Annotated in this window: 17 protein-coding genes, 2 tRNA genes and 1 pseudogene; 2 read left to right on the plus strand and 18 right to left on the minus strand. The window is 59.5% G+C overall.

Features of this window, described 5'->3' with window-relative positions:
* Positions 1-3 precede the first annotated feature (3 nt).
* The 10 genes from nusA to rlmE all read right to left on the minus strand — a co-directional run bounded on the left by nusA (position 4) and on the right by rlmE (position 9,069).
* Entirely contained in the window at positions 4-1,518 is a 1,515-nt protein-coding gene (gene nusA, locus RVM27_RS06750; protein ID WP_039181366.1) for a transcription termination factor NusA, read from the minus strand.
* A gap of 68 nt (positions 1,519-1,586) precedes the next feature.
* Positions 1,587-2,048: a ribosome maturation factor RimP gene (rimP, locus tag RVM27_RS06755; RefSeq protein WP_081138051.1), complete on the minus strand. Its 462-nt coding sequence runs from the start codon at positions 2,046-2,048 to the stop codon at positions 1,587-1,589.
* 283 nt (positions 2,049-2,331) lie between these two features.
* Positions 2,332-2,408 (minus strand) — tRNA-Met (locus RVM27_RS06760).
* Positions 2,409-2,531: 123 nt separating this feature from the next.
* Positions 2,532-2,618, minus strand: a tRNA-Leu gene (locus RVM27_RS06765).
* Positions 2,619-2,648: 30 nt separating this feature from the next.
* A complete protein-coding gene (gene secG, locus RVM27_RS06770) occupies positions 2,649-3,008 on the minus strand; it encodes a preprotein translocase subunit SecG (protein ID WP_016915922.1) in 360 nt (119 codons plus the stop codon).
* 4 nt (positions 3,009-3,012) lie between these two features.
* A complete protein-coding gene (gene tpiA, locus RVM27_RS06775) occupies positions 3,013-3,762 on the minus strand; it encodes a triose-phosphate isomerase (protein WP_287806467.1) in 750 nt (249 codons plus the stop codon).
* 77 nt (positions 3,763-3,839) lie between these two features.
* Positions 3,840-5,204, minus strand: a complete 1,365-nt coding sequence (gene glmM, locus RVM27_RS06780) for a phosphoglucosamine mutase (RefSeq protein WP_498957632.1) — start codon at positions 5,202-5,204, stop codon at positions 3,840-3,842.
* Between the two features lies 1 nt (position 5,205).
* The gene (folP, locus tag RVM27_RS06785; RefSeq protein WP_498957633.1) at positions 5,206-6,117 is read right to left on the minus strand and encodes a dihydropteroate synthase; all 912 of its coding nucleotides are present in this window, start codon (positions 6,115-6,117) and stop codon (positions 5,206-5,208) included.
* Positions 6,118-6,216: 99 nt separating this feature from the next.
* Positions 6,217-8,208, minus strand: coding sequence for an ATP-dependent zinc metalloprotease FtsH (ftsH, locus tag RVM27_RS06790; protein WP_287806461.1), 1,992 nt, complete (start codon positions 8,206-8,208; stop codon positions 6,217-6,219).
* Positions 8,209-8,421: 213 nt separating this feature from the next.
* Positions 8,422-9,069: an RlmE family RNA methyltransferase gene (gene rlmE, locus RVM27_RS06795; RefSeq protein ID WP_498939953.1), complete on the minus strand. Its 648-nt coding sequence runs from the start codon at positions 9,067-9,069 to the stop codon at positions 8,422-8,424.
* Between the two features lie 114 nt (positions 9,070-9,183).
* Here rlmE and yhbY point away from each other — a divergent pair, with 114 nt between their 5' ends.
* Complete coding sequence (yhbY, locus tag RVM27_RS06800; protein ID WP_287806458.1) at positions 9,184-9,510, plus strand: ribosome assembly RNA-binding protein YhbY; 327 nt, start codon at positions 9,184-9,186, stop codon at positions 9,508-9,510.
* 129 nt (positions 9,511-9,639) lie between these two features.
* On the opposite strand, the gene greA is transcribed toward yhbY, so the two are convergent.
* The 8 genes and pseudogenes from greA to grpE all read right to left on the minus strand — a co-directional run bounded on the left by greA (position 9,640) and on the right by grpE (position 20,401).
* A complete protein-coding gene (gene greA / locus RVM27_RS06805) occupies positions 9,640-10,116 on the minus strand; it encodes a transcription elongation factor GreA (RefSeq protein WP_044629467.1) in 477 nt (158 codons plus the stop codon).
* The gene (carB, locus tag RVM27_RS06810; protein ID WP_498957634.1) at positions 10,113-13,343 is read right to left on the minus strand and encodes a carbamoyl phosphate synthase large subunit; all 3,231 of its coding nucleotides are present in this window, start codon (positions 13,341-13,343) and stop codon (positions 10,113-10,115) included. The genes greA and carB overlap by 4 nt, the downstream gene beginning before the upstream one ends.
* Before the next feature lie 75 nt (positions 13,344-13,418).
* A pseudogene (carA, locus tag RVM27_RS06815) lies at positions 13,419-14,652 on the minus strand (glutamine-hydrolyzing carbamoyl-phosphate synthase small subunit).
* 387 nt (positions 14,653-15,039) lie between these two features.
* The gene (dapB, locus tag RVM27_RS06820) at positions 15,040-15,846 is read right to left on the minus strand and encodes a 4-hydroxy-tetrahydrodipicolinate reductase (protein ID WP_287806454.1); all 807 of its coding nucleotides are present in this window, start codon (positions 15,844-15,846) and stop codon (positions 15,040-15,042) included.
* A gap of 114 nt (positions 15,847-15,960) precedes the next feature.
* Entirely contained in the window at positions 15,961-16,242 is a 282-nt protein-coding gene (locus RVM27_RS06825; RefSeq protein ID WP_044629464.1) for a DUF2218 domain-containing protein, read from the minus strand.
* Positions 16,243-16,430: 188 nt separating this feature from the next.
* On the minus strand, positions 16,431-17,582 hold the full coding sequence (gene dnaJ / locus RVM27_RS06830) for a molecular chaperone DnaJ (protein ID WP_227407476.1): 1,152 nt from the start codon (positions 17,580-17,582) through the stop codon (positions 16,431-16,433).
* A 109-nt stretch (positions 17,583-17,691) separates the two neighbouring features.
* Positions 17,692-19,626: a molecular chaperone DnaK gene (dnaK, locus tag RVM27_RS06835; RefSeq protein WP_096921580.1), complete on the minus strand. Its 1,935-nt coding sequence runs from the start codon at positions 19,624-19,626 to the stop codon at positions 17,692-17,694.
* A 145-nt stretch (positions 19,627-19,771) separates the two neighbouring features.
* The gene (gene grpE, locus RVM27_RS06840; protein ID WP_498957635.1) at positions 19,772-20,401 is read right to left on the minus strand and encodes a nucleotide exchange factor GrpE; all 630 of its coding nucleotides are present in this window, start codon (positions 20,399-20,401) and stop codon (positions 19,772-19,774) included.
* 200 nt (positions 20,402-20,601) lie between these two features.
* Here grpE and recN point away from each other — a divergent pair, with 200 nt between their 5' ends.
* Positions 20,602-22,275, plus strand: coding sequence for a DNA repair protein RecN (gene recN / locus RVM27_RS06845; RefSeq protein WP_498957636.1), 1,674 nt, complete (start codon positions 20,602-20,604; stop codon positions 22,273-22,275).
* The last annotated feature ends 101 nt before the right edge of the window (positions 22,276-22,376 follow it).

Below are 22,376 nucleotides of genomic sequence, written 5' to 3' on the forward strand. Positions count from 1 at the left end.
TGTTTACTGTGTGTTCGAATCCGATGTGTCGTCGGTTTCGAACCAGGGCGCACGGGCAGTCATGATCAGTGCCGCTGCGCGCGCTTCGTCCAACTCCTCGATATCGACCAGATCGTCGACAGACTGCTCGGCGAGATCTTCCATTGTGACAATGCCGCGGCTGGCGAGAATGAAGGCCAGGTGGCGCTCCATACCGTCCATTTCCAGCAGGTCATCCGCTGGTTGGGCACCGTCCAGCGCTTCTTCCGAGGCAATCGCCATCGTCAGCAGCTCGTCTTTTGCGCGTGCACGCAGCTCTTCCACCAGCTCTTCGTCGAACTCTTCGATTTCGAGCATCTCTTCCAGCGGCACGTAAGCAACTTCTTCCAGGGTGGTGAACCCTTCTTCAACCAGCAGGCGGGCAACGTCTTCGTCCACTTCCAGGTGCTGAACGAAAGAGTCCACCAGGCTGTCGATCTCCTGCTCGCGCTTGGATTCCGCCTCGTCTTCGGTCATGACGTTGATACGCCAGCCGGTCAACTCGGACGCCAGGCGCACGTTCTGGCCGCTGCGACCAATGGCCTGGGCCAGGTTGTCCTGGGCGACCGCCACGTCCATCGCGTGGGCGTCTTCGTCCACCAGAATAGACGCCACATCGGCAGGCGCCATGGCATTGATGACCAGTTGCGCCGGGTTGTCATCCCACAGCACGATATCGACGCGCTCGTTCTGCAGCTCGGAAGAGACCGCCTGCACCCGAGAACCACGCATACCCACACAAGCGCCCACCGGGTCGATACGGCGGTCGTTGGTTTTCACCGCGATCTTGGCCCGAGAGCCGGGGTCGCGAGCCGCCCCTTTGATTTCGATCAGCTGCTCGGCGATTTCCGGCACCTCGATCTTGAACAGCTCGATGATGAACTCCGGGCAGGTACGCGACAGCTGCAGCTGGGCACCACGGGCATCCGGGTCCACCTTGACCAGCAGCGCACGCACTCGCTCGTTCATGCGGTAGCGCTCGCCGTGAATCATCTCGTTGCGCGGCAGGAACGCTTCGGCGTTCTCGCCCAGGTCGATGATCAGGCCATCACGGGTGGTCTTCTTGACGATACCGGCCACCAGTTCGCCTTCACGGTCTGCGTATTGACGCACGACTTCAGCGCGCTCGGCTTCGCGCACTTTCTGGACGATGACCTGTTTGGCGGTTTGTGCGGCAATACGGCCGAACATGGCGTTTTCGATCTTCTGCTCGACCACATCGCCCAACGCCAGCGGCGGATCCCGCTGCTCGGCGATGCTCTGCTTGATTTCGTAGTCGGGCGTCTCGAACTCGTCGTCTTCCACGACGGTCCAGTAGCGGAAGGTGTCGTAGTCGCCGGTTTTACGGTCGATACGCACCCGCACATTGGCTTCTTCGTGCTCGAAACGCTTGCGCGACGCGCTGGCCAGCGCGGCTTCAACCGCTTCGAAAATTACATCACGGGGGACGCCTTTTTCGTTGGAGATCGCGTCCACGACCATTAAGATTTCTTTACTCATGCGTATGCCTCGCCAGAAAACCTGTCCTTTTGTGCGTCGACCCGGCATCTACCGGAAGCCGCCACCCGTTATTCTTCGAACTGCGGGACAACGTGCGCAGCATCAATGCTTTCAATGGGAAAGCAGTACTCTTCGCCTTCCATTTGCAGCAGCACTTCGTCTCCTTCGACCCCAGCCAACAACCCCTGGAACTTGCGTCGGCCATCGAAAGCGAGGCGTAGCTTCAGCGCCACCTGATGGCCCTGGTAGCGAGTGAAGTGATCCAGAGAATAAAGGGGGCGTGCCATACCGGGTGACGAGACCTCCAGGCGATACTCGCCTGGAATCGGATCTTCCACATCCATCACGGCACTGACTTGACGGCTGATATCAGCGCAGTCTTCCACGCTGACGCCGCTCTCACGCTCGATATAAATGACCAGCCGCGAATGCTTGCCCTGGGAAACATGCTCGATGCCCCAAAGCTCGAAGCCCATGGCGGCAACGATGGGTTCGATCAGCGCATGAAGCGCAGCGTGTTTTGTGGCCACAGACAAAGCTCCTATAGCCGTTGCATCAGGCGCCTGGCCAGGAGTCTTGATAAAAGCCAGGAGGCTGATTGGCATTACCTGGGAATGTGTCTCTGGCTACTGAACAACGTCCGCGCGTGAGACACTCTTGGCTCGCAAAAAAGCTACTAACAAAAAGCCCCTTCACAGGAAGGGGCTTTTCGAAAGAAACCTGTAATACCATTTTAGCAACATGGTGCGATCTTTTCGCTGCCTTGAAGCAAATTGCGAACTGCTTCACGACACTGCAATGTTGCTAAACAAATGGTAGCGGGGACCGGATTTGAACCGATGACCTTCGGGTTATGAGCCCGACGAGCTACCAGACTGCTCCACCCCGCATCAATCTAGGTCGACGATAATAGACACTTAAACTACCGACGTCAAGTGCTGTTTTCGTCTCAGGTGCCAACCCTGACTTTCTTTGGCAAATACTCTGGGAAGCTGGCGAGCCAGCGAAACAGATGGTGCCGAAGGCGGGACTTGAACCCGCACGACCATACGGTCACTACCCCCTCAAGATAGCGTGTCTACCAATTCCACCACTTCGGCATCAGGGGAGGCCAAAGAAAACGCGGCTGATTACTCTCCGCTTTCCTCAAGCACTGGCGCGGTATTATCCATACTTGCAGGGCTGTCGTCAAGCGTAGGAATGCTGCGCTGCTGCTCGATCAGGCGTGCGTCGGGAATGCCCGCTTCCGGTGCCTGGCCTGCCTGGGTAGCAAAGTACGCCAGCGCCATGGATGTGACGAAAAAGCCCGCCGCCAGCACACCCGTGGTGCGAGAAAGGAAGTTACCGCTACCCCGCGAACCAAACACCGTTTGCGATGCGCCGCCACCGAAGGCAGCCCCCGCCTCAGCGCCTTTACCCTGCTGAAGCAGGATGAGTACTACCAGGGCGACCGCAATCACCACATGAACCATAAGAATTGCAACTTGCATGGCGTTATCCTGCTGACTGACAAATGGCGTAGAAATCGTCGGTTTTAAGCGAGGCACCGCCCACCAAACCGCCGTCGATATCCGGCTGAGCAAGCAGCTCTGCCGCATTACTTGCATTCATGCTGCCGCCGTAAAGCAGCTTCAACTGCTCGGCCAGCGACGCATCGAACCCTGCCTGGTAGGCACGAATACCTGCCATCACTTCTTGCGCCTGCTCCGGCGAGGCCGTGCGCCCGGTGCCGATGGCCCAGACAGGCTCGTAGGCAATCACCACCTGGCGACGCTGCTCTGGCTCCAGCCGCGCCATGACGTAGCCTACCTGGCGCAAGACCACGTCCATGGTCTGGCCGGCATCACGCTCCTCGAGGGTCTCGCCGACACACAGAATCGGCGTCAAGCCGACATCCAGCGCGGCTACCAACCGGTTGAATACCTGCTCGTCGCTCTCACGATAGAGCTGGCGACGCTCGGAGTGGCCCACCAGCACGTAGCCAACGCCAAACTCCTTGAGCATGCGTCCACTGACTTCACCGGTGTGGGCGCCGGAATGCTGAGGATTGAGCGTTTGCGCGCCCAGCGCCAAAGGCGTATCACCAAAGGCATGACGCGCCATGTCCAGGTACGGAAAAGGCGGAATAATGACCACCTCGACACCTTCCGGCAGCGTGGCGGAGGCAAACGTTTTACCAAACGACTCGATCAATGCCGCCGAACCGTTCATTTTCCAGTTACCGGCAATCAAGGGCGTGCGCATGGGTGATCCTCAATCCAGGTGGAGCGAAATGGTATAGGAGCCGCCTTGTCAAGACAACCGCTGTGACGAGTCCTGCGTTATTTGCCGGAGTCGTCACCCAGCAGCGCCTGCACCTGCTGTGCCAGCCGATTCGCCAGACGGTCGACATCCAGATGGGCACGGCCTTCTACCATGACCCGAATCAGTGGCTCCGTCCCCGAGGCGCGCAGCAGCACGCGCCCCTGATCGCCCAGCTCGGTTTCCAGCGCCGCCACGGCGTCCTGCAAGGGCGGAGCTGCCATTACCTGACGGGCATCGGAGCCTGCCGGTAGCCGCACGTTGACCAGCGACTGAGGGACTTTTTCGAGCCCCTTGAGCAGGGCAGGCAGCGGCTTCTGCTCGCGAACCATCAAGGCCAGCACCTGCAGCGCGGACACGATGCCGTCGCCGGTGCTCTGCACATGACCACACACGATATGCCCCGAAGCCTCGCCCCCCAGCTCCCAACCGTTGGCAGCCATCATCTCCATGACGAAGCGGTCGCCCACTTTGGCGCGCAGGAAGGGAATACCCAGCCGCTCCAGCGCCATGGCCAGCCCAAAATTGCTCATCAGGGTGCCCACCACGCCACCTTCCAGCAGGCCACGCTCGAAACGGTCACGGGCGATCAGGTAAAGAATGTCATCGCCATCCACTTCTCGGCCATCGGCATCCACCAGCAGCACGCGGTCGCCGTCGCCATCGAAGGCCACGCCCAGATCGGCCCCTTGCTGAATGACCGCGGCACGTAGCGCAGCGGGATGGGTGGAACCCACCTGTTGGTTGATATTCAATCCGTCGGGAGACGCCCCAATCACGCTGACATCGGCCCCCAGCTCGCGGAATACGCTAGGGGCGATATGGTAAGTGGCCCCATGGGCGCAATCCAGCACCACTTTCAGGCCATGCAGGCTCAGCCTGTCCGGCAGCGTGGATTTACAGAACTCGATATAGCGGCCCGCTGCATCGTCGATACGCGTCGCCTTGCCAAGCTGCGCGGCCTCGGCCGTGGTCAGCGGCGCTTCCAGCATGGCTTCGATACGGTCTTCGATCTCATCGGGCAACTTCTTGCCTTCGGCAGAGAAAAACTTGATGCCGTTGTCATCGAAGGGGTTGTGCGAGGCCGAAATGACGATCCCGGCATCCGCCCGGAAAGTGCGCGTCAGGTAGGCAATACCCGGCGTGGGCATCGGCCCCAGCAGCGACACATCCACCCCGGCGGCAGACAGTCCCGCCTCCAGCGCCGACTCGAACATATAGCCGGAAATACGCGTATCCTTACCGATCAACACCCGGGTGCGGCCCTTTTCGCGACGCAACACCTGCCCGGCAGCCCAACCCAGTTTGAGCATGAAATCAGCCGTAATCGGCGCCTGCCCTACCGTGCCACGAATACCATCGGTACCAAAATAACGACGCGTCATGTCAAGACTCCTTCTTCACGAGCGGCTCACAGCCTTCTTGCAGCACGGCCCAGGCCATATTCACGGCATCCACCGTGGGCCCTACATCGTGCACCCGAATCACTTTGGCTCCGCGCTCCACCGCCATGGCAGCTAGCGCCAGCCCTCCCGCCAGGCGCTCTTCCACAGGACGGCCCAGCACCTTACCAATCATGCTCTTGCGCGACATGCCCACCAGCAGCGGCAAGCCCAGCTCGTTCAGCGAGGCCATGTGCTTCAACAGCCGCAGGTTGTGCTCGACGGTTTTGCCAAAGCCAAAACCGGGGTCCAGCAGCAGCCGATGACGACGCAGCCCCACCGCTTCGCAGGCCGCGACCCGCTCCGCCAGGTAGGCCGCCACGGCCTGCTCCACCGGCACATCGTAGCCAGGCGAGTGCTGCATGTCCTGCGGCTCACCCTGGCGATGCATCAGACATACCGGCAGGCCACTGCTGGCCGCCGCCATCAGAGCGCCATCGCGCTCCAGGGCACGTACATCGTTGATCATGCCCGCTCCCAGCGCGCTCACCTCGCGCATGACCAGGGCGCTGCTGGTGTCCACCGACACCAGCGCATCCAGCTCACGCACCAGCGCCTCCACCACCGGAGCCACTCGGTCCAGCTCCTGCTGCTCGGTGACCGGCGTGGCACCTGGGCGGGTCGACTCTCCCCCCACATCGATCATCGCCGCGCCTTCCGCCAGCATGCGCTCGGCATGGCGCAGCGCATCATCGAGGGCCACATGCTGCCCACCGTCGGAAAACGAGTCCGGAGTAACGTTCAATATGCCCATCACCCGTGGAAACGAGAGATCGAGCGAATGGCGACCACAGCGCAGGTGAAACGCATCTTCCGGGACGTGCGGAGCCGAGATAGGGTCAACGATCGGGTTCATCTTGCCGCCTGAAATCAAAAAAATTCACTGTCATTGGCCACAGGATAACAAAAAGGCGCCCCGCTGGGGCGCCTTTGCTGGTTGGCGTGATGGCCTGGCTCACGAGCCCGCCGACCCACCCAGCGGGTCCGAAGGGCGACGACGCGGCTCGTCATCGTCTTCTTCGCTATCGCCTTCCGAGGAAGCTTCAGGCTCTTCTGGTTTCGCTTCCGGCTTGTCGCCACCTACCGGAGAGCCGCCACCCGAAGAGTCACCGTCACCCCAGCCTTCCGGCGGGCGAGGGTCACGCCCTTCCATGATGTCCTTCAGCTGATGCGCATCGATGGTCTCGTACTTCATCAACGCTTCGGCCATGGCATCCAGCTTGTCGCGATTATCATGCAGAATCTGGCGCGCTTGCTCGTAGCATTCGTCAATAATCTTGCGTACTTCTTTATCAAGACGCGTGGTTGTTTCGCCGGACTTCAGCTTGCCGCCCTGACCAGGGCCACCAAGGAATTGGTGAGACTCATCCTCGTCGTACATGATCGGACCCATGGCGTCCGAAAGGCCCCACTTAGCCACCATATTGTGAGCAAGCTCGGTGGCACGCTTAATATCGTTCGAGGCGCCCGTGGTCACACCATTGGGGCCTAACGTCATCTCTTCGGCGATACGGCCACCAAACAGCGAACAAATCTGACCGAGAATTTGCTGACGAGAGAGGCTGTAGCGATCCTCTTCCGGCAAAAACATTGTCACGCCCAGCGCACGACCACGCGGGATGATAGTCACCTTATAGACAGGGTCGTGCCCTGGTACTACCAAACCAATAATAGCGTGACCTGACTCGTGGTAGGCCGTATTCAGCTTCTCTTTATCGGTCATGACCATGGATTTGCGCTCGGCGCCCATCATGATCTTGTCCTTGGCCAGCTCAAGCTCTTCCATGCCTACCAGGCGCTTGTTACGACGCGCCGCAAACAGGGCAGCCTCGTTCACCAGGTTGGCCAGGTCGGCACCGGAGAAGCCAGGCGTACCACGGGCAATCAGCTGCGGCTTCACGTCATCGGCCAGCGGCACCTTGCGCAGATGAACGCCCAGAATATGCTCACGGCCACGAATATCCGGCAAGCCCACGGTTACCTGACGGTCGAAGCGGCCCGGGCGCAGCAGCGCGGGGTCGAGTACGTCCGGACGGTTGGTGGCTGCAATCACGATGATGCCTTCGTTGGCCTCGAAGCCGTCCATCTCGACCAGCAGCTGGTTCAGCGTCTGTTCGCGCTCATCGTTACCGCCGCCCATGCCGGTGCCGCGCGAGCGACCCACGGCATCGATCTCATCGATGAAGATGATGCAGGGCGCCTGCTTCTTGGCCTGCTCGAACATGTCGCGTACGCGGGACGCACCCACGCCCACGAACATTTCGACGAAGTCGGAACCCGAGATGGAGAAGAACGGTACCTTGGCCTCACCGGCAATGGACTTGGCCAGCAGCGTCTTGCCGGTACCGGGAGGACCGACCATCAGCACGCCACGGGGAATGGTGCCTCCCAGGCGCTGGAATTTGGTGGGGTCGCGCAGGAAGTCGACCAGCTCTTCCACCTCTTCCTTGGCCTCGTCACAGCCCGCCACGTCAGCAAAGGTGGTCTTGATCTGGTCTTGCGAGAGCAGCTTGGCCTTCGACTTGCCGAAGCTCATCGGGCCACCCTTGCCGCCACCGGCACCGCCTTGCATCTGGCGCATGAAGAACATGAAGATCGCCAGGATCAGCAGGATCGGGAAACTGGCAATCAGCAGCCGCGTCCAGATGCTTTGCTGTTCAGGCTCCTTGCCGACCACCGTGACATTGTTGCTCAGCAGGTCGTCGATCAGCTTGGGATCTTCTGCGGCAGGGCGGATGGTCTGGAACTGCGAACCATCGGTCCGCTCACCGGTGATGGTATACCCATCGATGGTGACGCTGCGGATCTGCTGATTTTGCACCTGCTGCACAAACTGGGAGTAGTTGGTGCTTTGCGGCGCGCTTTCCGTACTGAAATTGTTGAACACTGTCAGCAGAACGGCCGCGATGACCAACCACAGAATCAGGTTCTTCGCCATATCGTTCAAGGGGCTACCCTCATTACAAGAATCCGTCAGTTAACCGTTAATACTCAGACCTTACACTAGAGTTTAACGTTCAACCATTGCCAAAGCGCATAACGCCCTGGGCCATCTGTGTCACGCTCGTCCAATGTGCATAATGTGACACACCTTACGCCTGCCTGTCTGGCAATCGTGGTGATAAATCGTCGCTATCGTGGCCATGCACGCGGTCACTCGCTAACCGCGAAAGCCTTCGGCCAGAAAATAGACTTCTCGTGAACGGGCCCGTGAAGCATCCGGCTTACGGGTCACTACGCGCTGAAAGCTGCCGCGCAGCTCCTTCAAATAGGTGTCGAAGCCCTCCCCCTGAAACACTTTGACCAGAAAACGCCCCTTGGGCGAGAGCGTTTCACGCGCCAGCTCCAGAGCAAGCTCGACAAGGTACATGGCCTGCGGCTGGTCGATGGCGGCCATACCACTCATATTGGGGGCCATGTCGGACATAACAAGGTCTACCGGTCGATTTCCCAACCGCTCGAGAATCGCATTGAGTACACGCTCTTCGGTAAAGTCGCCCTGAATGAAGTCGACCCCTGCCAGGGCGTCCAACTCCAGAATGTCGGAGGCGATCACGACACCTTCCGGACCAACCTTCTCAGCGGCGATCTGACTCCACCCGCCGGGCGCTGCACCCAGGTCGATCACCGTCATGCCATTGCGAAACAGCTTGTCCTTCTCATCCAGCTCCAGCAGCTTGTAGCTTGCCCGAGAGCGATAGCCATCCTGCCAGCTCTGTTTCACGTACTGGTCGTCGAAATGTTCTTTCTTCCAGTTGTTGCTGGTTTTGCTCACTGAATGTTTACGGCTTGGAGGCTTTTGCTGCATAGGGGCATCTGACGCTGGAATAAGAGATGGGCGCATTGACGGGATTGCTTTCACTTGGCGGCATTTCACCGTAAGATGGAACGTTAAGCGCTAACCGGGATACCGCAAGATACCATGAGCTTGTCACAGGCACAAAAGAAAGCATTTCGTAGCATTGGCCACCATTTGAACCCCGTGGTCACCGTTTCTGAGAACGGCGTCTCCGAAAACCTGCTCGCAGAACTCAGCCGCGCGCTCAACGACCACGAGCTGATCAAAGTGAAGCTCGCCCTGCCCGAGCGGGAGGATCGCGCCGCGATGATCAACGAGTTGCTGGCTGACAGCAAGGCCGAGCTGGTGCAAACCATCGGCAAGATGGCGCTGCTGTACCGTCGCAACCCCAAGGCCAACCCCAAGCTCTCCAACGTGACCCGCTTCGAGAACCACCACGGGCGGCACTGACGCAGGACCGTTTGGCTGAGCGGACGCTTGGCTGAACGGATCTGGCGCCCATCATAAAACAGCACCAGACGAAAAGGCCCGGTACAGAAAACTGCACCGGGCCTTTTTCATGGCGCTAGCGGAACGTGATCAAAGGTGCTCGACGCTCTCGATTTCGTACTCCACGTCGCCACCGGGGGTTTTCACCACCACCACGTCGCCCTCTTCCTTGCCGATCAGCGCGCGGGCAATGGGCGATGTCACGGAAATACGCCCGGCCTTGATGTCCGCTTCGTCTTCACCCACGATGCGGTACGTCACGCTGGCGTCGCTGTCCAGGTTCAGCAGTGACACGGTGACGCCAAAGATCACCTTGCCGGTTTTCGGCAGCTTGGTGACATCAATCACCTGGGCGCCAGAGAGCTTGCTCTCGATTTCCTGAATACGGCCTTCAATAAACCCCTGTTGTTCACGGGCGGCGTGGTACTCGGCGTTCTCCTTTAGGTCGCCGTGTTCACGCGCTTCAGCGATGGCCGCAATCACCTGAGGGCGAGCTTCGCCCTTCAAGTGGTTGAGCTCTTCGCGAAGGCTTTTTTCTCCCGCTACCGTCATCGGGACCTTGTTCATTGACTTGCTCCTGCATGCAGATCCTGAAGGCGCCGCACCGTAATCTCCCTACCGTACTCTAGCGCCATGCAAACAGCATTAGCGCCCGCCAAGGTGGTCGCATAGGGCACCTTGCGCGCGAGAGCAGTACGGCGAATGATCGAAGAGTCGTTAATTGCCTGACGACCTTCGGTAGTGTTCACGATGTAGGCGATTTCGTCGTTCTTCAGCAGATCGACGATATGGGGACGGCCTTCGTAGACTTTATTGACGTGCTCCACGGGTAGCCCGGCGGCTTCAATCGCTGCTGCCGTGCCGCGTGTTGCACAAAGTGTGAAGCCCAATGTTAGCAGAGAACGGGCCACTTCGATAATCCCCTGCTTGTCAGGTTCACGCACTGACAGGAACGCTTTACGGTCGCCATCCAGCGCTGGGATCGCTTCGCCCGCGCCTAGCTGCGCCTTGAAGAAGGCTTCAGCGAAGGTATCGCCGGAGCCCATCACTTCACCGGTGGATTTCATTTCCGGCGAGAGAATTGGATCAACGCCCTGGAACTTGTTGAACGGGAAGACCGCTTCTTTGACGCTATAGAAGTGCGGCACGATCTCACGTTCGAAGCCCTGCTCGGCCAGCGTCTTACCAGCCATGCAGCGCGCGGCAATCTGGGCCAGCGAGGTGCCGATGCACTTGGAAACAAACGGCACGGTACGCGATGCACGGGGGTTGACCTCGATCACGTAGATCTCGCCATCCTGCCACGCGAGCTGCACGTTCATCAGACCTTTTACGCCCAGCTCTACGGCCATTTTCTTGACCTGCTCACGCATCTCGTCCTGCACGTCGGCAGGCAGCGAGTAAGGCGGCAGCGCACAGGCGGAGTCGCCAGAGTGAACGCCCGCCTGCTCAACGTGCTGCATGATACCGCCAATCACGACCTGCTGGCCGTCAGAGACCGCATCGATATCCACTTCCACCGCCGCGCTCAGGAAGTGATCCAGCAGTACCGGAGAGTCGTTAGAGACCTTCACCGCGTTGGTCATGTAGTTTTCGAGCTCGGAGGCATCGTAGACGATCTCCATGGCACGGCCACCTAGTACGTAGCTGGGGCGCACGACCAGCGGGTAGCCGATCTTCTCGGCCTTGGTGAAGGCTTCTTCGAAGCTCCGGGCCGTGGCGTTGGGCGGCTGCTTCAGGCCGAGCTTGTCGATCATCACCTGGAAGCGCTCGCGGTCTTCGGCGCGATCGATGGCGTCCGGCGTGGTACCGATGATCGGCACGCCTGCGGCTTCCAGCTCGCGAGCCAGCTTCAGCGGCGTCTGGCCGCCGAACTGGACGATGACGCCCACCGGCTTCTCCTTGTCGGCGATTTCCAGCACGTCTTCCAGCGTCACCGGCTCGAAGTAGAGACGGTCGGAGGTGTCGTAGTCGGTGGAGACGGTTTCCGGGTTGCAGTTGACCATGATGGTTTCATAGCCGTCGTCGCGCATGGCGAAGGCGGCGTGCACACAGCAGTAGTCGAACTCGATACCCTGACCGATACGGTTCGGGCCACCGCCCAGCACCATGATCTTCTGACGATCCGACACGTCCGCTTCGCACTCCTCTTCATAAGTGGAGTACATGTAGGCGGTATCGGAAGCAAACTCGGCGGCACAGGTGTCCACGCGTTTGTAGACTGGGCGAATGCCTGCTGCCTGACGCGTCTTGCGGAACTCCTTCTCGGAGACGCCCAGCAGCTTCGCCAGCCGCGCATCGGAGAAGCCCTTGCGCTTGAGCTGGAACAGCTCACGCGCCGAGAACTCTGCCAGGGCGCGCTTGGACACGGCGGCTTCGGTGAGAATCAGGTCTTCCATTTGCACCAGGAACCAGCGGTCGATGTTGGTCAGCGCAAAGATCTCATCCACGCTCATGCCCGCACGCATGGCGTCGGCGACGAAGAAGATGCGCTCGGCACCCGCTGCCTGCAGCTCGCCCTTGATCTGGGCCATGGCTTCGTCGGTGAACTCGGTGATGATCGGGTCGAGGCCGTCGTTGCCGGTTTCCATGCCGCGCAGCGCTTTCTGAAGCGACTCCTGGAAGGTACGGCCAATCGCCATCACTTCACCCACCGACTTCATCTGGGTGGTCAGGCGGTCGTTCGCTTGGGGGAATTTCTCGAACGTAAAGCGCGGAATTTTGGTCACGACATAGTCGATGGACGGCTCAAACGACGCCGGGGTCTGGCCGCCGGTGATATCGTTCTGCAGCTCGTCCAGGGTGTAACCCACCGCCAGCTTGGCAGCGATCTTGGCAATCGGGAAACCGGTAGCCTTGGACGCCAGCGCCGAGGAGCGCGACACCCGCGGGTTCATCTCGATCACCACCATGCGACCGGTTTTCGGGTCCATACCGAACTGCACGTTCGACCCCCCGGTTTCCACGCCGATCTCGCGCAGCACGGCCAGAGAGGCGTCGCGCATGATCTGGTACTCTTTATCGGTCAGCGTCTGGGCAGGCGCGACGGTAATCGAGTCGCCGGTGTGTACGCCCATGGGGTCGAAGTTTTCGATGGCGCAAACGATAATGCAGTTATCGTTTTTGTCGCGCACCACTTCCATTTCGTACTCTTTCCAACCCAGCAGCGACTCATCAATCAGCAGCTCGTGATTGTTGGAAAGCTCGAACCCACGGGTACAGATCTCTTCGAACTCTTCCTTGTTGTACGCCACACCGCCGCCGGAGCCGCCCATGGTGTAGGAAGGGCGAATGATGGTCGGGAAGCCAAGCTCTGCCTGAATTTCCCACGCCTCGTCCATGGTATGCGCTACTTTGGCTTTCGGGCACTCCAGGCCAATGCGCTTCATGGCTTGGTCGAACAGGTCGCGGTCTTCCGCCATATTAATGGCGTCGGCGTTGGCGCCGATCATCTCAACACTGTACTTAGCAAGTACGCCATGTTTTTCAAGATCCAGCGCGCAGTTCAGCGCGGTTTGGCCGCCCATGGTGGGGAGAATGGCGTCCGGGCGCTCGACTTCGATAATTTTCTCAACCGCCTGCCAGGTGATCGGCTCGATGTAGGTGGCATCGGCCATGGCCGGGTCGGTCATGATGGTGGCCGGGTTGGAGTTCACCAGAATGACCCGGTAGCCCTCCTCGCGCAGCGCTTTACAGGCCTGGGCGCCGGAGTAGTCGAATTCGCAGGCCTGGCCGATGACGATCGGACCAGCGCCAATGATAAGAATGCTGTTGATATCGGTACGCTTAGGCATAACGGTTCCCGCAAAAAGTGGTGACGATGAGCATCAAAACGGCGTAACTAGGCAATGAGAGGCAGCGCGGCTAACTTAGCGGCGCGCCTGCATCATGGCGATAAAGCGATCAAACAGCGGCGCTACATCGCGCGGGCCAGGGCTGGCTTCCGGGTGGCCCTGGAAACTAAACGCCGGGCGGTCGGTACGCTCAATACCCTGCAGGGTGCCATCGAACAGCGAGCGGTGCGTCGCACGTACGTTAGCAGGCAGGGTCGCTTCATCGGCGGCAAAGCCATGGTTCTGGCTGGTGATCATCACCGTACCGGTATCCAGATCTTGCACCTAAAAAAAAAAAAAAAAAAAAAAAAAAAAAAAAAAAAAAAAAAAAAAAAAAAAAAAAAAAAAAAAAAAAAAAAAAAAAAAAAAAAAACTGGTGGTTGGCACCGTGGTGGCCGTGGCCCATCTTGACGGTTTTGGCACCGGAGGCCAGCGCCAGCAGCTGGTGGCCCAAGCAAATGCCGAACACCGGCGTGTCGGTTTCCAACACTTCCTGGATCGCTTTGATGGCGTAGTCACAGGGCTCGGGGTCGCCGGGGCCGTTGGCCAGGAAGACGCCGTCCGGGTTCATGGCCAGCACGTCTGCCGCAGGGGTTTGCGCAGGCACCACCGTCAAGCGGCAGCCACGCGCCGCCAGCATACGCAGGATATTGAATTTAACACCGTAATCAAACGCGACCACATGGTAAGGACGCTCGCCCTGGCTCGCATCCGCATAGCCTTCGCCCAAGGCCCACTCGCCTTCCGACCACTCATAGGCCTCCTTGCAGGAGACTTCTTTCGCCAGGTCCATGCCCTTCAGGCCCGGAAACGCCTTCGCCGCCGCCAGCGCACGCTCGACGGCATCATCACCTTCGGCCTCGGCACCTGCCAGAATCGCCCCGTTCTGGGCGCCCTTGTCACGCAGAATGCGCGTCAGGCGGCGGGTGTCGATATCGGCAATGCCCAGCACGTTCTGGCTGACCAGATAATCGGAAAGGCTCTGTTCGGAACGGAAGCTGCTGGCCAGCAGGGGGAGATCGCGAATCACCAGGCCCGCCGCCGCAATGGACGCGGACTCGATGTCTTCGGAATTGATGCCGGTATTGCCGATATGCGGGTAGGTCAGGGTGACGATCTGGCGGGTATAAGAGGGGTCGGTGAGAATTTCCTGATAGCCGGTCATGGCTGTATTGAACACCACCTCACCGCTTGTGACTCCATCCGCGCCGATGGCCGTTCCATGAAACACACTGCCATCTTCCAGGGCCAATATCGCGGGTTTGCTCAATGCGGGGTTATTCAAAACACGTTCTCCCATGCTGGTGGGAGCCTGTGGGCGCAGGCTCGGCGATCCGGTTACGGCGTTTGCGTACAAACGTCGGGTCGTAAAAAAGCGGGACGAAGCCGACAATAAAAAAATCGGTTTCATCCCGCTTGTTGTTCTCTTTCCGTGGCCTTCATAACGGTGTTGGCCATGGCGCAGCATGTCGCTGACTACTTTTCCCACTTGACGACCAGTGCAACAAGCGCGGTGCTCTTTCGACAGCTTGGTGCTTGACTGTCGATATGGTGCTGCTTTTTGCAGCCACTGGGCCAAAATTTTTGGAATGTTACAGCATTTAGCGCCCCAGGGCCAGCGTTTTATGCCGACCCTGGTCTAACAAAAGCCCACGGCTCAGCTCAGCGCCAGCACGTCCTGCATGTCATAACGGCCATGCGGCTGAGCGGCCACCCAGCGCGCCGCCCGCACAGCCCCTTTGGCGAAGGTCATGCGGCTGGACGCCTTGTGGGTGATTTCGATGCGCTCGCCTTCGGTGGCGAACATCACCGTGTGCTCACCGACGATATCGCCTGCCCGCACGGTAGCAAAACCGATCTCTTTATCGGTACGCGGGCCGCACTGCCCCACACGCTCGAAAACGCCGTGCTCCTTCAAGGTGCGCCCCAGGCTCTCCGCCACCACTTCGCCCATCTTGATGGCCGTTCCGGACGGCGCATCGACCTTATGGCGGTGGTGAGACTCGATCACTTCGATGTCGTAGCCTTCGTCGCCCAACGCCTTGGCCGCCGTTTCCAGCAGTTTCAGGGTCAGATTCACGCCGACGCTCATGTTGGGTGCAAATACCATCGCCACGCGGTCGCGGTAGCTGTCCAGCTCGGCCAGCTCGTCATCGTTCATGCCGGTCGTGCCGATCACGATGCGCTTGCCGTGCTCGGCACAAAACGCCAGGTTCGCCAGCGTCACCTTGGGCGCCGTGAAGTCGATCAGCACGTCGAAGTCGTCCACGATGGCCGCCAACGAGTCCACCGCCACCACTCCCCGTTTGCCTACGCCTGCCAGCTCGCCGATATCCGCCCCTGCCAGCGAACTGCCCGGCTCGACGATTCCCCCGGCCAGTTCGGCACCGGCATCCTGTTCTATGGCGTTGACTAACGTGCGGCCCATACGGCCAGCTACGCCCACAATGGCAATTCGGGTCATGGGAACTCCTGTGCGTGTGCCGTTCGGCATCAGCGAGAAACAAAAAAGGTGGCCGCGATTATAGCAGACCACCCTTAGCGATGCGGCGCTAACGGCAGCGCCCTTCATGCACTTTCAATTCTCCCAGACAATCTCCAGCGACTCGTCTTTCGCCATACGCATTAGATGGCTCTCGACCACGCCCTCTAGCTGATCCAAGTGCTCTTCTTCCAGGGTTTCGATGGAGACCAGCAGCCGATCAGGTTCGGCGTGCATCAGGCAAGTACCGCTGGCAAACACGATCTTGGCGTCCTGCTCACTGTGCTCCACCTCAAGCTTATGCGCCCAATGTTTACACAGGCGATTGATCAACCGCGCGCCGGATGGGGTGGCAATTTCTGCTCGGGATAAAGGCATAGAGATCTCTCCATATAGGTGGCGGGTGAGTACCCACTAGCCTAATCCCCACCGCGATAAGAGCCAAGCGTTGAATGAGAATTCGTTGCAACGGTGCAGCCACCTAGCTACATGCAACAAAAAACCAGCACCCAATGGATGCTGGTTTTTAGCGTTGCTACACAAACTGCATGAAATAGATAAAGACCTTACGGCTTCATCTCTTCAAAGAACTTCTTCACGCTATCGAAGAAGCCGGTCTTCTTCGGTGAGTGGCTGTGGCTGTTGCTGCCATCGAAGCTCTCTTGCAGCTGGCGAAGCAGGTCTTTCTGCTCGTCGTTGAGATTGACGGGCGTTTCCACCACTACCCTGCACAGCAGGTCGCCGGGGGTGCCGCCACGAACGGGCTTCACGCCTTTGCCGCGCAGGCGGAAGAGCTTGCCGGTTTGGGTTTCCGGTGGGATCTTCAGCTTCACGCGTCCATCCAGCGTCGGCACTTCCAGCTCGCCTCCCAGCGCGGCGTCCACGAAATTGATCGGCACGTCGCACTGCAGGTGTTTGCCGTCGCGGCGGAAGATATGGTGAGGCTTGATGGACACCTGTACGTACAGGTCGCCCGCTGGGCCGCCATTCACGCCGCTTTCGCCTTCGCCATTGAGGCGAATGCGATCACCGGTATCGACACCCGGCGGAATTTTCACCGAGAGAGTGCGGGTTTCGCGTACACGCCCTTCGCCATTACATTTGTGGCACGGCACTTTGATGTGCTGGCCGCTACCATGGCACGTGGGGCAGGTCTGCTGAACCGCAAAGAAGCCCTGCTGCATGCGTACCTGGCCATGGCCGTGGCACGTGGGGCAGCTTTCCTTGGAGGAGCCTGGCTCGGCACCGCCACCGTCACAGCGGTCACATTCGATATGGCGCGGAACGCGAATATCCACCGTGGTACCGGCCACGGCGCTTTCGAGGTCCAGCTCCAGGTTGTAGCGCAGGTCGGACCCTCGCGCGGGCGCATTGGGCCCCCGCCGACGACCACCGCCACCCCCGAAGATGTCGCCGAATACATCGCCAAAAATGTCGCCAAAATCACCGGCTCCGCCGCCGAAGCCGCCGCCACCAAAGCCACCGCCCTGGCCATCCACACCGGCATGACCAAACTGGTCATAGGCGGCGCGCTTTTCGCCGTCGCTCAAGACTTCGTAGGCTTCTGACACCTCGCGGAATTTTTCCGCTGCGGTGTTATCGTCCGGGTTTCGATCAGGGTGGAATTTTTGCGCCAGACGGCGATAGGCCTTTTTGATCTCTTTCTGATCGGCCCCTTTTTCGACACCCAGGACTTCGTAATAATCGCGCTTGGACATGGGTCCTACGCCTCCTGGTTAGCTACGCACTATTGGCGTCTCGGCCGCGGAAACAGCAACGCGGGAGTTGCCTCCCGCGTCACCGCTTTCCTTGGCAGAAAGAGGTGGGTTACTGCTTCTTCTGCTCGTCGTTGACTTCTTCGTACTCGGCGTCAACCACGTCGTCGTCCTGCTTGGCGTTGGTGCTTTCCGCGCCTTCTGCGCCTGCCTGCTGGGCAGCGTCTGCCTGCTCGGCGTACATCTTCTGCGCCAGCTGGCCGGAGGCTTCGGTCAGCGCATCCAGTTTCTTCTGGATGTTGTCCTGGTCATCGGTCTTGACCGCTTCTTCCAGTTCGGCGATGGCCGTTTCGATGGCTTGTTTCTCGTCATCGGTGGCCTTGTCGCCCGCTTCCTGCACGGTCTTGCGGGTGGCGTGAATCATGCCGTCCGCCTGGTTGCGCAGTTGCACCAGCGCTTCGAACTTCTTGTCTTCGTCGGCGTGGGCTTCGGCGTCGCGAACCATCTGCTCGATCTCTTCGTCCGTCAGGCCGCTGGACGCCTTGATCACGATGGACTGCTCTTTGCCCGTCGCCTTGTCCTTGGCCGACACGTTCAGGATACCGTTGGCATCCAGATCGAAAGCCACTTCGATTTGCGGTACGCCACGCGGTGCCGGCGGAATGTCGGAGAGGTCGAAACGACCCAGCGACTTGTTCTGCGACACTTGCTTGCGCTCGCCCTGCACGACGTGAATGGTCACCGCCGTCTGGTTGTCATCCGCCGTCGAGAAGGTTTGAGTCTTCTTGGTGGGGATGGTGGTGTTCTTGTCGATCAGCGGCGTCATGACGCCACCCATGGTTTCGATACCCAGGGTCAACGGCGTGACGTCCAGCAGCAGAACGTCTTTCACGTCGCCGCCCAGTACGCCACCCTGAATCGCGGCACCTACGGCGACGGCTTCATCGGGGTTGACGTCTTTACGGGCTTCTTTACCGAAGAAGTCTGCCGCTTTCTTCTGAACCATCGGCATGCGGGTCTGGCCGCCGACCAGGATCACTTCGTCGATTTCAGACGCGGACAGGCCAGCATCTTTCAGAGCCGTTTTGCATGGCTCGAGAGAGCGCTGCACCAAGTCTTCTACCAGCGACTCCAGCTTGGCACGAGTCACCTTGACGTTCAGGTGTTTCGGGCCTGTGTTGTCTGCCGTGATATACGGCAGGTTGACGTCGGTCTGCTGAGCGCTGGAAAGCTCGATCTTGGCTTTCTCGGCGGCTTCCTTCAGACGCTGCATGGCCAGGTTGTCGCCCGACAGGTTGATGCCGCTGTCGGTTTTGAACTGGTCGACCAGATAGTTGATCAGCGCCAGGTCGAAATCTTCACCGCCCAGGAAGGTGTCACCGTTGGTGGCCAGTACTTCGAACTGGGTTTCACCATCGACATCGGCGACTTCGATGATGGAGATATCGAAGGTACCGCCGCCCAGGTCGTAGACCGCGATGGTCTTGTCACCACGAGACTTGTCCATGCCGTAGGCAAGCGCTGCGGCAGTCGGCTCGTTGATGATGCGCTTGACGTCCAGACCGGCAATACGGCCCGCATCTTTGGTGGCCTGACGCTGGCTGTCGTTGAAGTAGGCCGGAACGGTGATGACCGCTTCGGTCACCGGCTCGCCAAGGTAGTCTTCGGCGGTCTTCTTCATCTTCTTCAGCACTTCGGCGCTGACCTGCGGGGGAGCCATCTTCTTGCCTTTGACTTCTACCCACGCGTCACCGTTGTCGGCTTCGGCAATCTTGTACGGCACCATCTTGATGTCTTTTTGCACGACGTCGTCCTTGAAACGACGACCGATCAGACGCTTGATGGCGTAAAGGGTGTTTTCCGGGTTGGTCACGGCTTGGCGCTTGGCCGCCTGACCGACCAGCGTTTCGCCGTCATCGGTGTAGGCAATGATGGAAGGCGTGGTACGACCGCCTTCGGCGTTTTCAATGACTTTAGCGCTATCACCATCGAGCACGGCCACACAAGAGTTAGTGGTGCCCAGGTCGATTCCAATAATGCGTCCCATAGCAAAAACCTCGAATTCAGTTGTTACAAAACTAAAAAATTTGTTCTTTAAACAAGTTGCGGGCTTATCCCGCGGGGTTGACCTTTATTTGGGGGCCGCTTGCCGCATTTCAAGGGCTTTTTTTGCGGCAATGCGTCAACGCGGCTTAATTCGCTTTTTGGCTGACCACGACCATGGCAGGACGCACGAGGCGGCCGTTCAACAGATAGCCTTTCTGCATCACCTCCATCACGGTGTTGGGGTCGAGCTCTGGGTTCGGCACCATCGCCATGGCTTCATGCACCTGTGGATCGAAGGGCTCGCCCTGAGGCTCGATGCTTTCGACGCCAAACTTACTCAGCACGTCGAGCTGCATCTTGAGGGTCATGGAGACACCTTCGCGATGCGCCTCGGACGCATCGTCCTGCATGCTTTCCAGCGCTTTCTCCAAGCTATCCACCACGGGCAGCAGCTCTTTGACAAACTTCTCTAGGGCAAACTTGCGCGCCTTTTCGGCTTCTTGCTCCGCCCGGCGGCGAACATTCTGAGCTTCGGCAGCAGCCCGCAGCGCTTGGTCTTTGGCTTCCGCCAGGCTCTGCTCGAGTTCTTCTACCTGAGCGGCCAGCACGTCGGCTTCGGGGCTACCAGCGCTATCTTTCAGCGGTGCATCGTCATCGATCAGCCCTTCCAGCTCGCCTTCTACCAGGCGCTCTTCTGCCGTTGGCTCCGTGACTTCGGCTTCCTGCTCCTGACGCGCCAGCTCTTCATCCAACGGGGTTTGCGGTTCTTTAGCCATGCCTTGCTCCTGAAATACGTAGCGGTGCCGTTGGCGGCCACCTGAGTTGATTCGCGGGATTTAGACCACGGATGAAAGCTATATGGGGGCCATCAAAGCCATCTCAAGAGGGGCATTGAAGTGAGTTATCGACTACTGTATAAAACAACAATTATTGGATAAGCATCCAGCACTCGGGATGCACCGCCTCAGGAGGCCTCATGCTGACACAGCTAGCGATCCAGGATTACGCGATTGTTGACCGCCTTGAACTCGACCTCAGCCGTGGCATGACCGCCATCACGGGGGAAACCGGGGCGGGTAAATCCATCTTGCTGGGCGCGCTGGGGCTCTGCCTGGGCGAGCGTGCCGACGCAGGCAGCGTGCGCCACGGCTGCGAGCGCACCGACCTTTCCGCCCGCTTCGACATTCAACACCTGCCCGCCGCCATCGAGTGGCTGCAGGCCCGGGAACTGCCTACCGACGAGTGCCTGTTACGCCGCGTCGTTACCGCCAGCGGGCGCTCCAAAGCATGGATCAACGGCCACCCGGCCACCATTGCCGACCTGAAATCCCTGGGCGAGCAGCTGATTCAAATTCATGGCCAGCATGCCCACCAAGCCTTAATGCGCGAAGAAACGCATTTGGCGCTACTGGATGACTACGCCGGTTTACGCGAACGCAGCCACCAGCTTGCTGAAACATTCCGTGAGTGGCGCAACGTTCGCCGTCGGCTGAAAAAGCTCAGCGAAGAGGGCAGCGAAGTAGAAGCCAAACGCCAGCTGCTGCGCTATCAGGTTGAAGAACTCGATCAGCTAGGCTTGGCAGAAGGAGAGCTGCAAACCCTCGAAGAGGAGCAGCACACGCTGGCCCACGCCGAAGAAACACTGCGCGAAACCCAGTTTGCCGCCGACTGCTGTGAAAGCGATGAAGGCGGTGCGCTGTCGCTACTCAACCAGGCCTACTCCCACCTCAGCGCCCTACCCGGCAGCGATAAAGGCACGCTTGCCAATACGCTCACCATGCTCAGCGACGCCCGCATTCAGGTAGAAGAGGCCGCCAGCGAGCTGCACCGCTTAGCCAGCACCACTGAATTAGATCCTGAGCGCTTGGCATGGGTGGAAGAGCGCATGGGCGATGTACACCGCATTGCCCGCAAGCACCACGTCGCCCCAGAGGAGATTTGCGCGCTGCACGCCCAGCTCAAACAGGAAGTGGCACAGTTGGAAGCCAGCGACGATGATTTAGAAGCTCTCAGCAGTCAAGTGGCCGAGTACCGCGAGCGTTACCGCAGCGAAGCCAAACAGCTCACCGAAGCACGCCAAAAGGCTGCTGTTCGCTTGGGCAAAGAGGTGCAGCAGCAGTTGGCCTTCCTGGCCATGGGCAAAGCACGTTTCGACGTGGACGTCACCCCACGCGAAACGCCTTCCCCCGAGGGCTTGGACCATGTGCAATTCCTGATCAGCGCCAACCCGGGCCAACCCGCCCGGCCGCTCACCAAAGTCGCTTCCGGTGGCGAGCTGTCGCGCATTAGCTTGGCCATTCAAGTAGTGGCAGCTTCGCATTCGACGATTCCAAGCCTAGTGTTTGATGAGGTCGACGTGGGTATCTCAGGGGCAACGGCGGAAATCGTCGGCCAACTGCTACGTAAACTAGGCGAAAACGGCCAGGTAATGACCGTAACCCACCTGCCTCAAGTGGCTGCCCAGGCGCACCAGCATCTGCACATCGAAAAGCGCGCCAAGCGAGACACCACGCTCACCCACATGGCGCTGCTGGACGAACGCGGCCGGATTAGCGAGCTGGCGAGGATGCTGGGCGGCGTGACACTTTCCGACCAGACCCTGGCCCATGCACGTGAGATGCTTCACGCCAGCCAGCGCCCTCCTCACTAAGTTCAACCAAACTCAACCAAGCCCACGCCAAGCCTTTGCCCTTCGCCGGGCGAAGGCAGCGCTTCGGCCATCACGCGACCTACAAAAACGCCCCTGAGGCG

The organism is Halomonas sp. KM007 (assembly GCF_050709225.1).
Lineage (GTDB): Bacteria > Pseudomonadota > Gammaproteobacteria > Pseudomonadales > Halomonadaceae > Vreelandella > Vreelandella hamiltonii.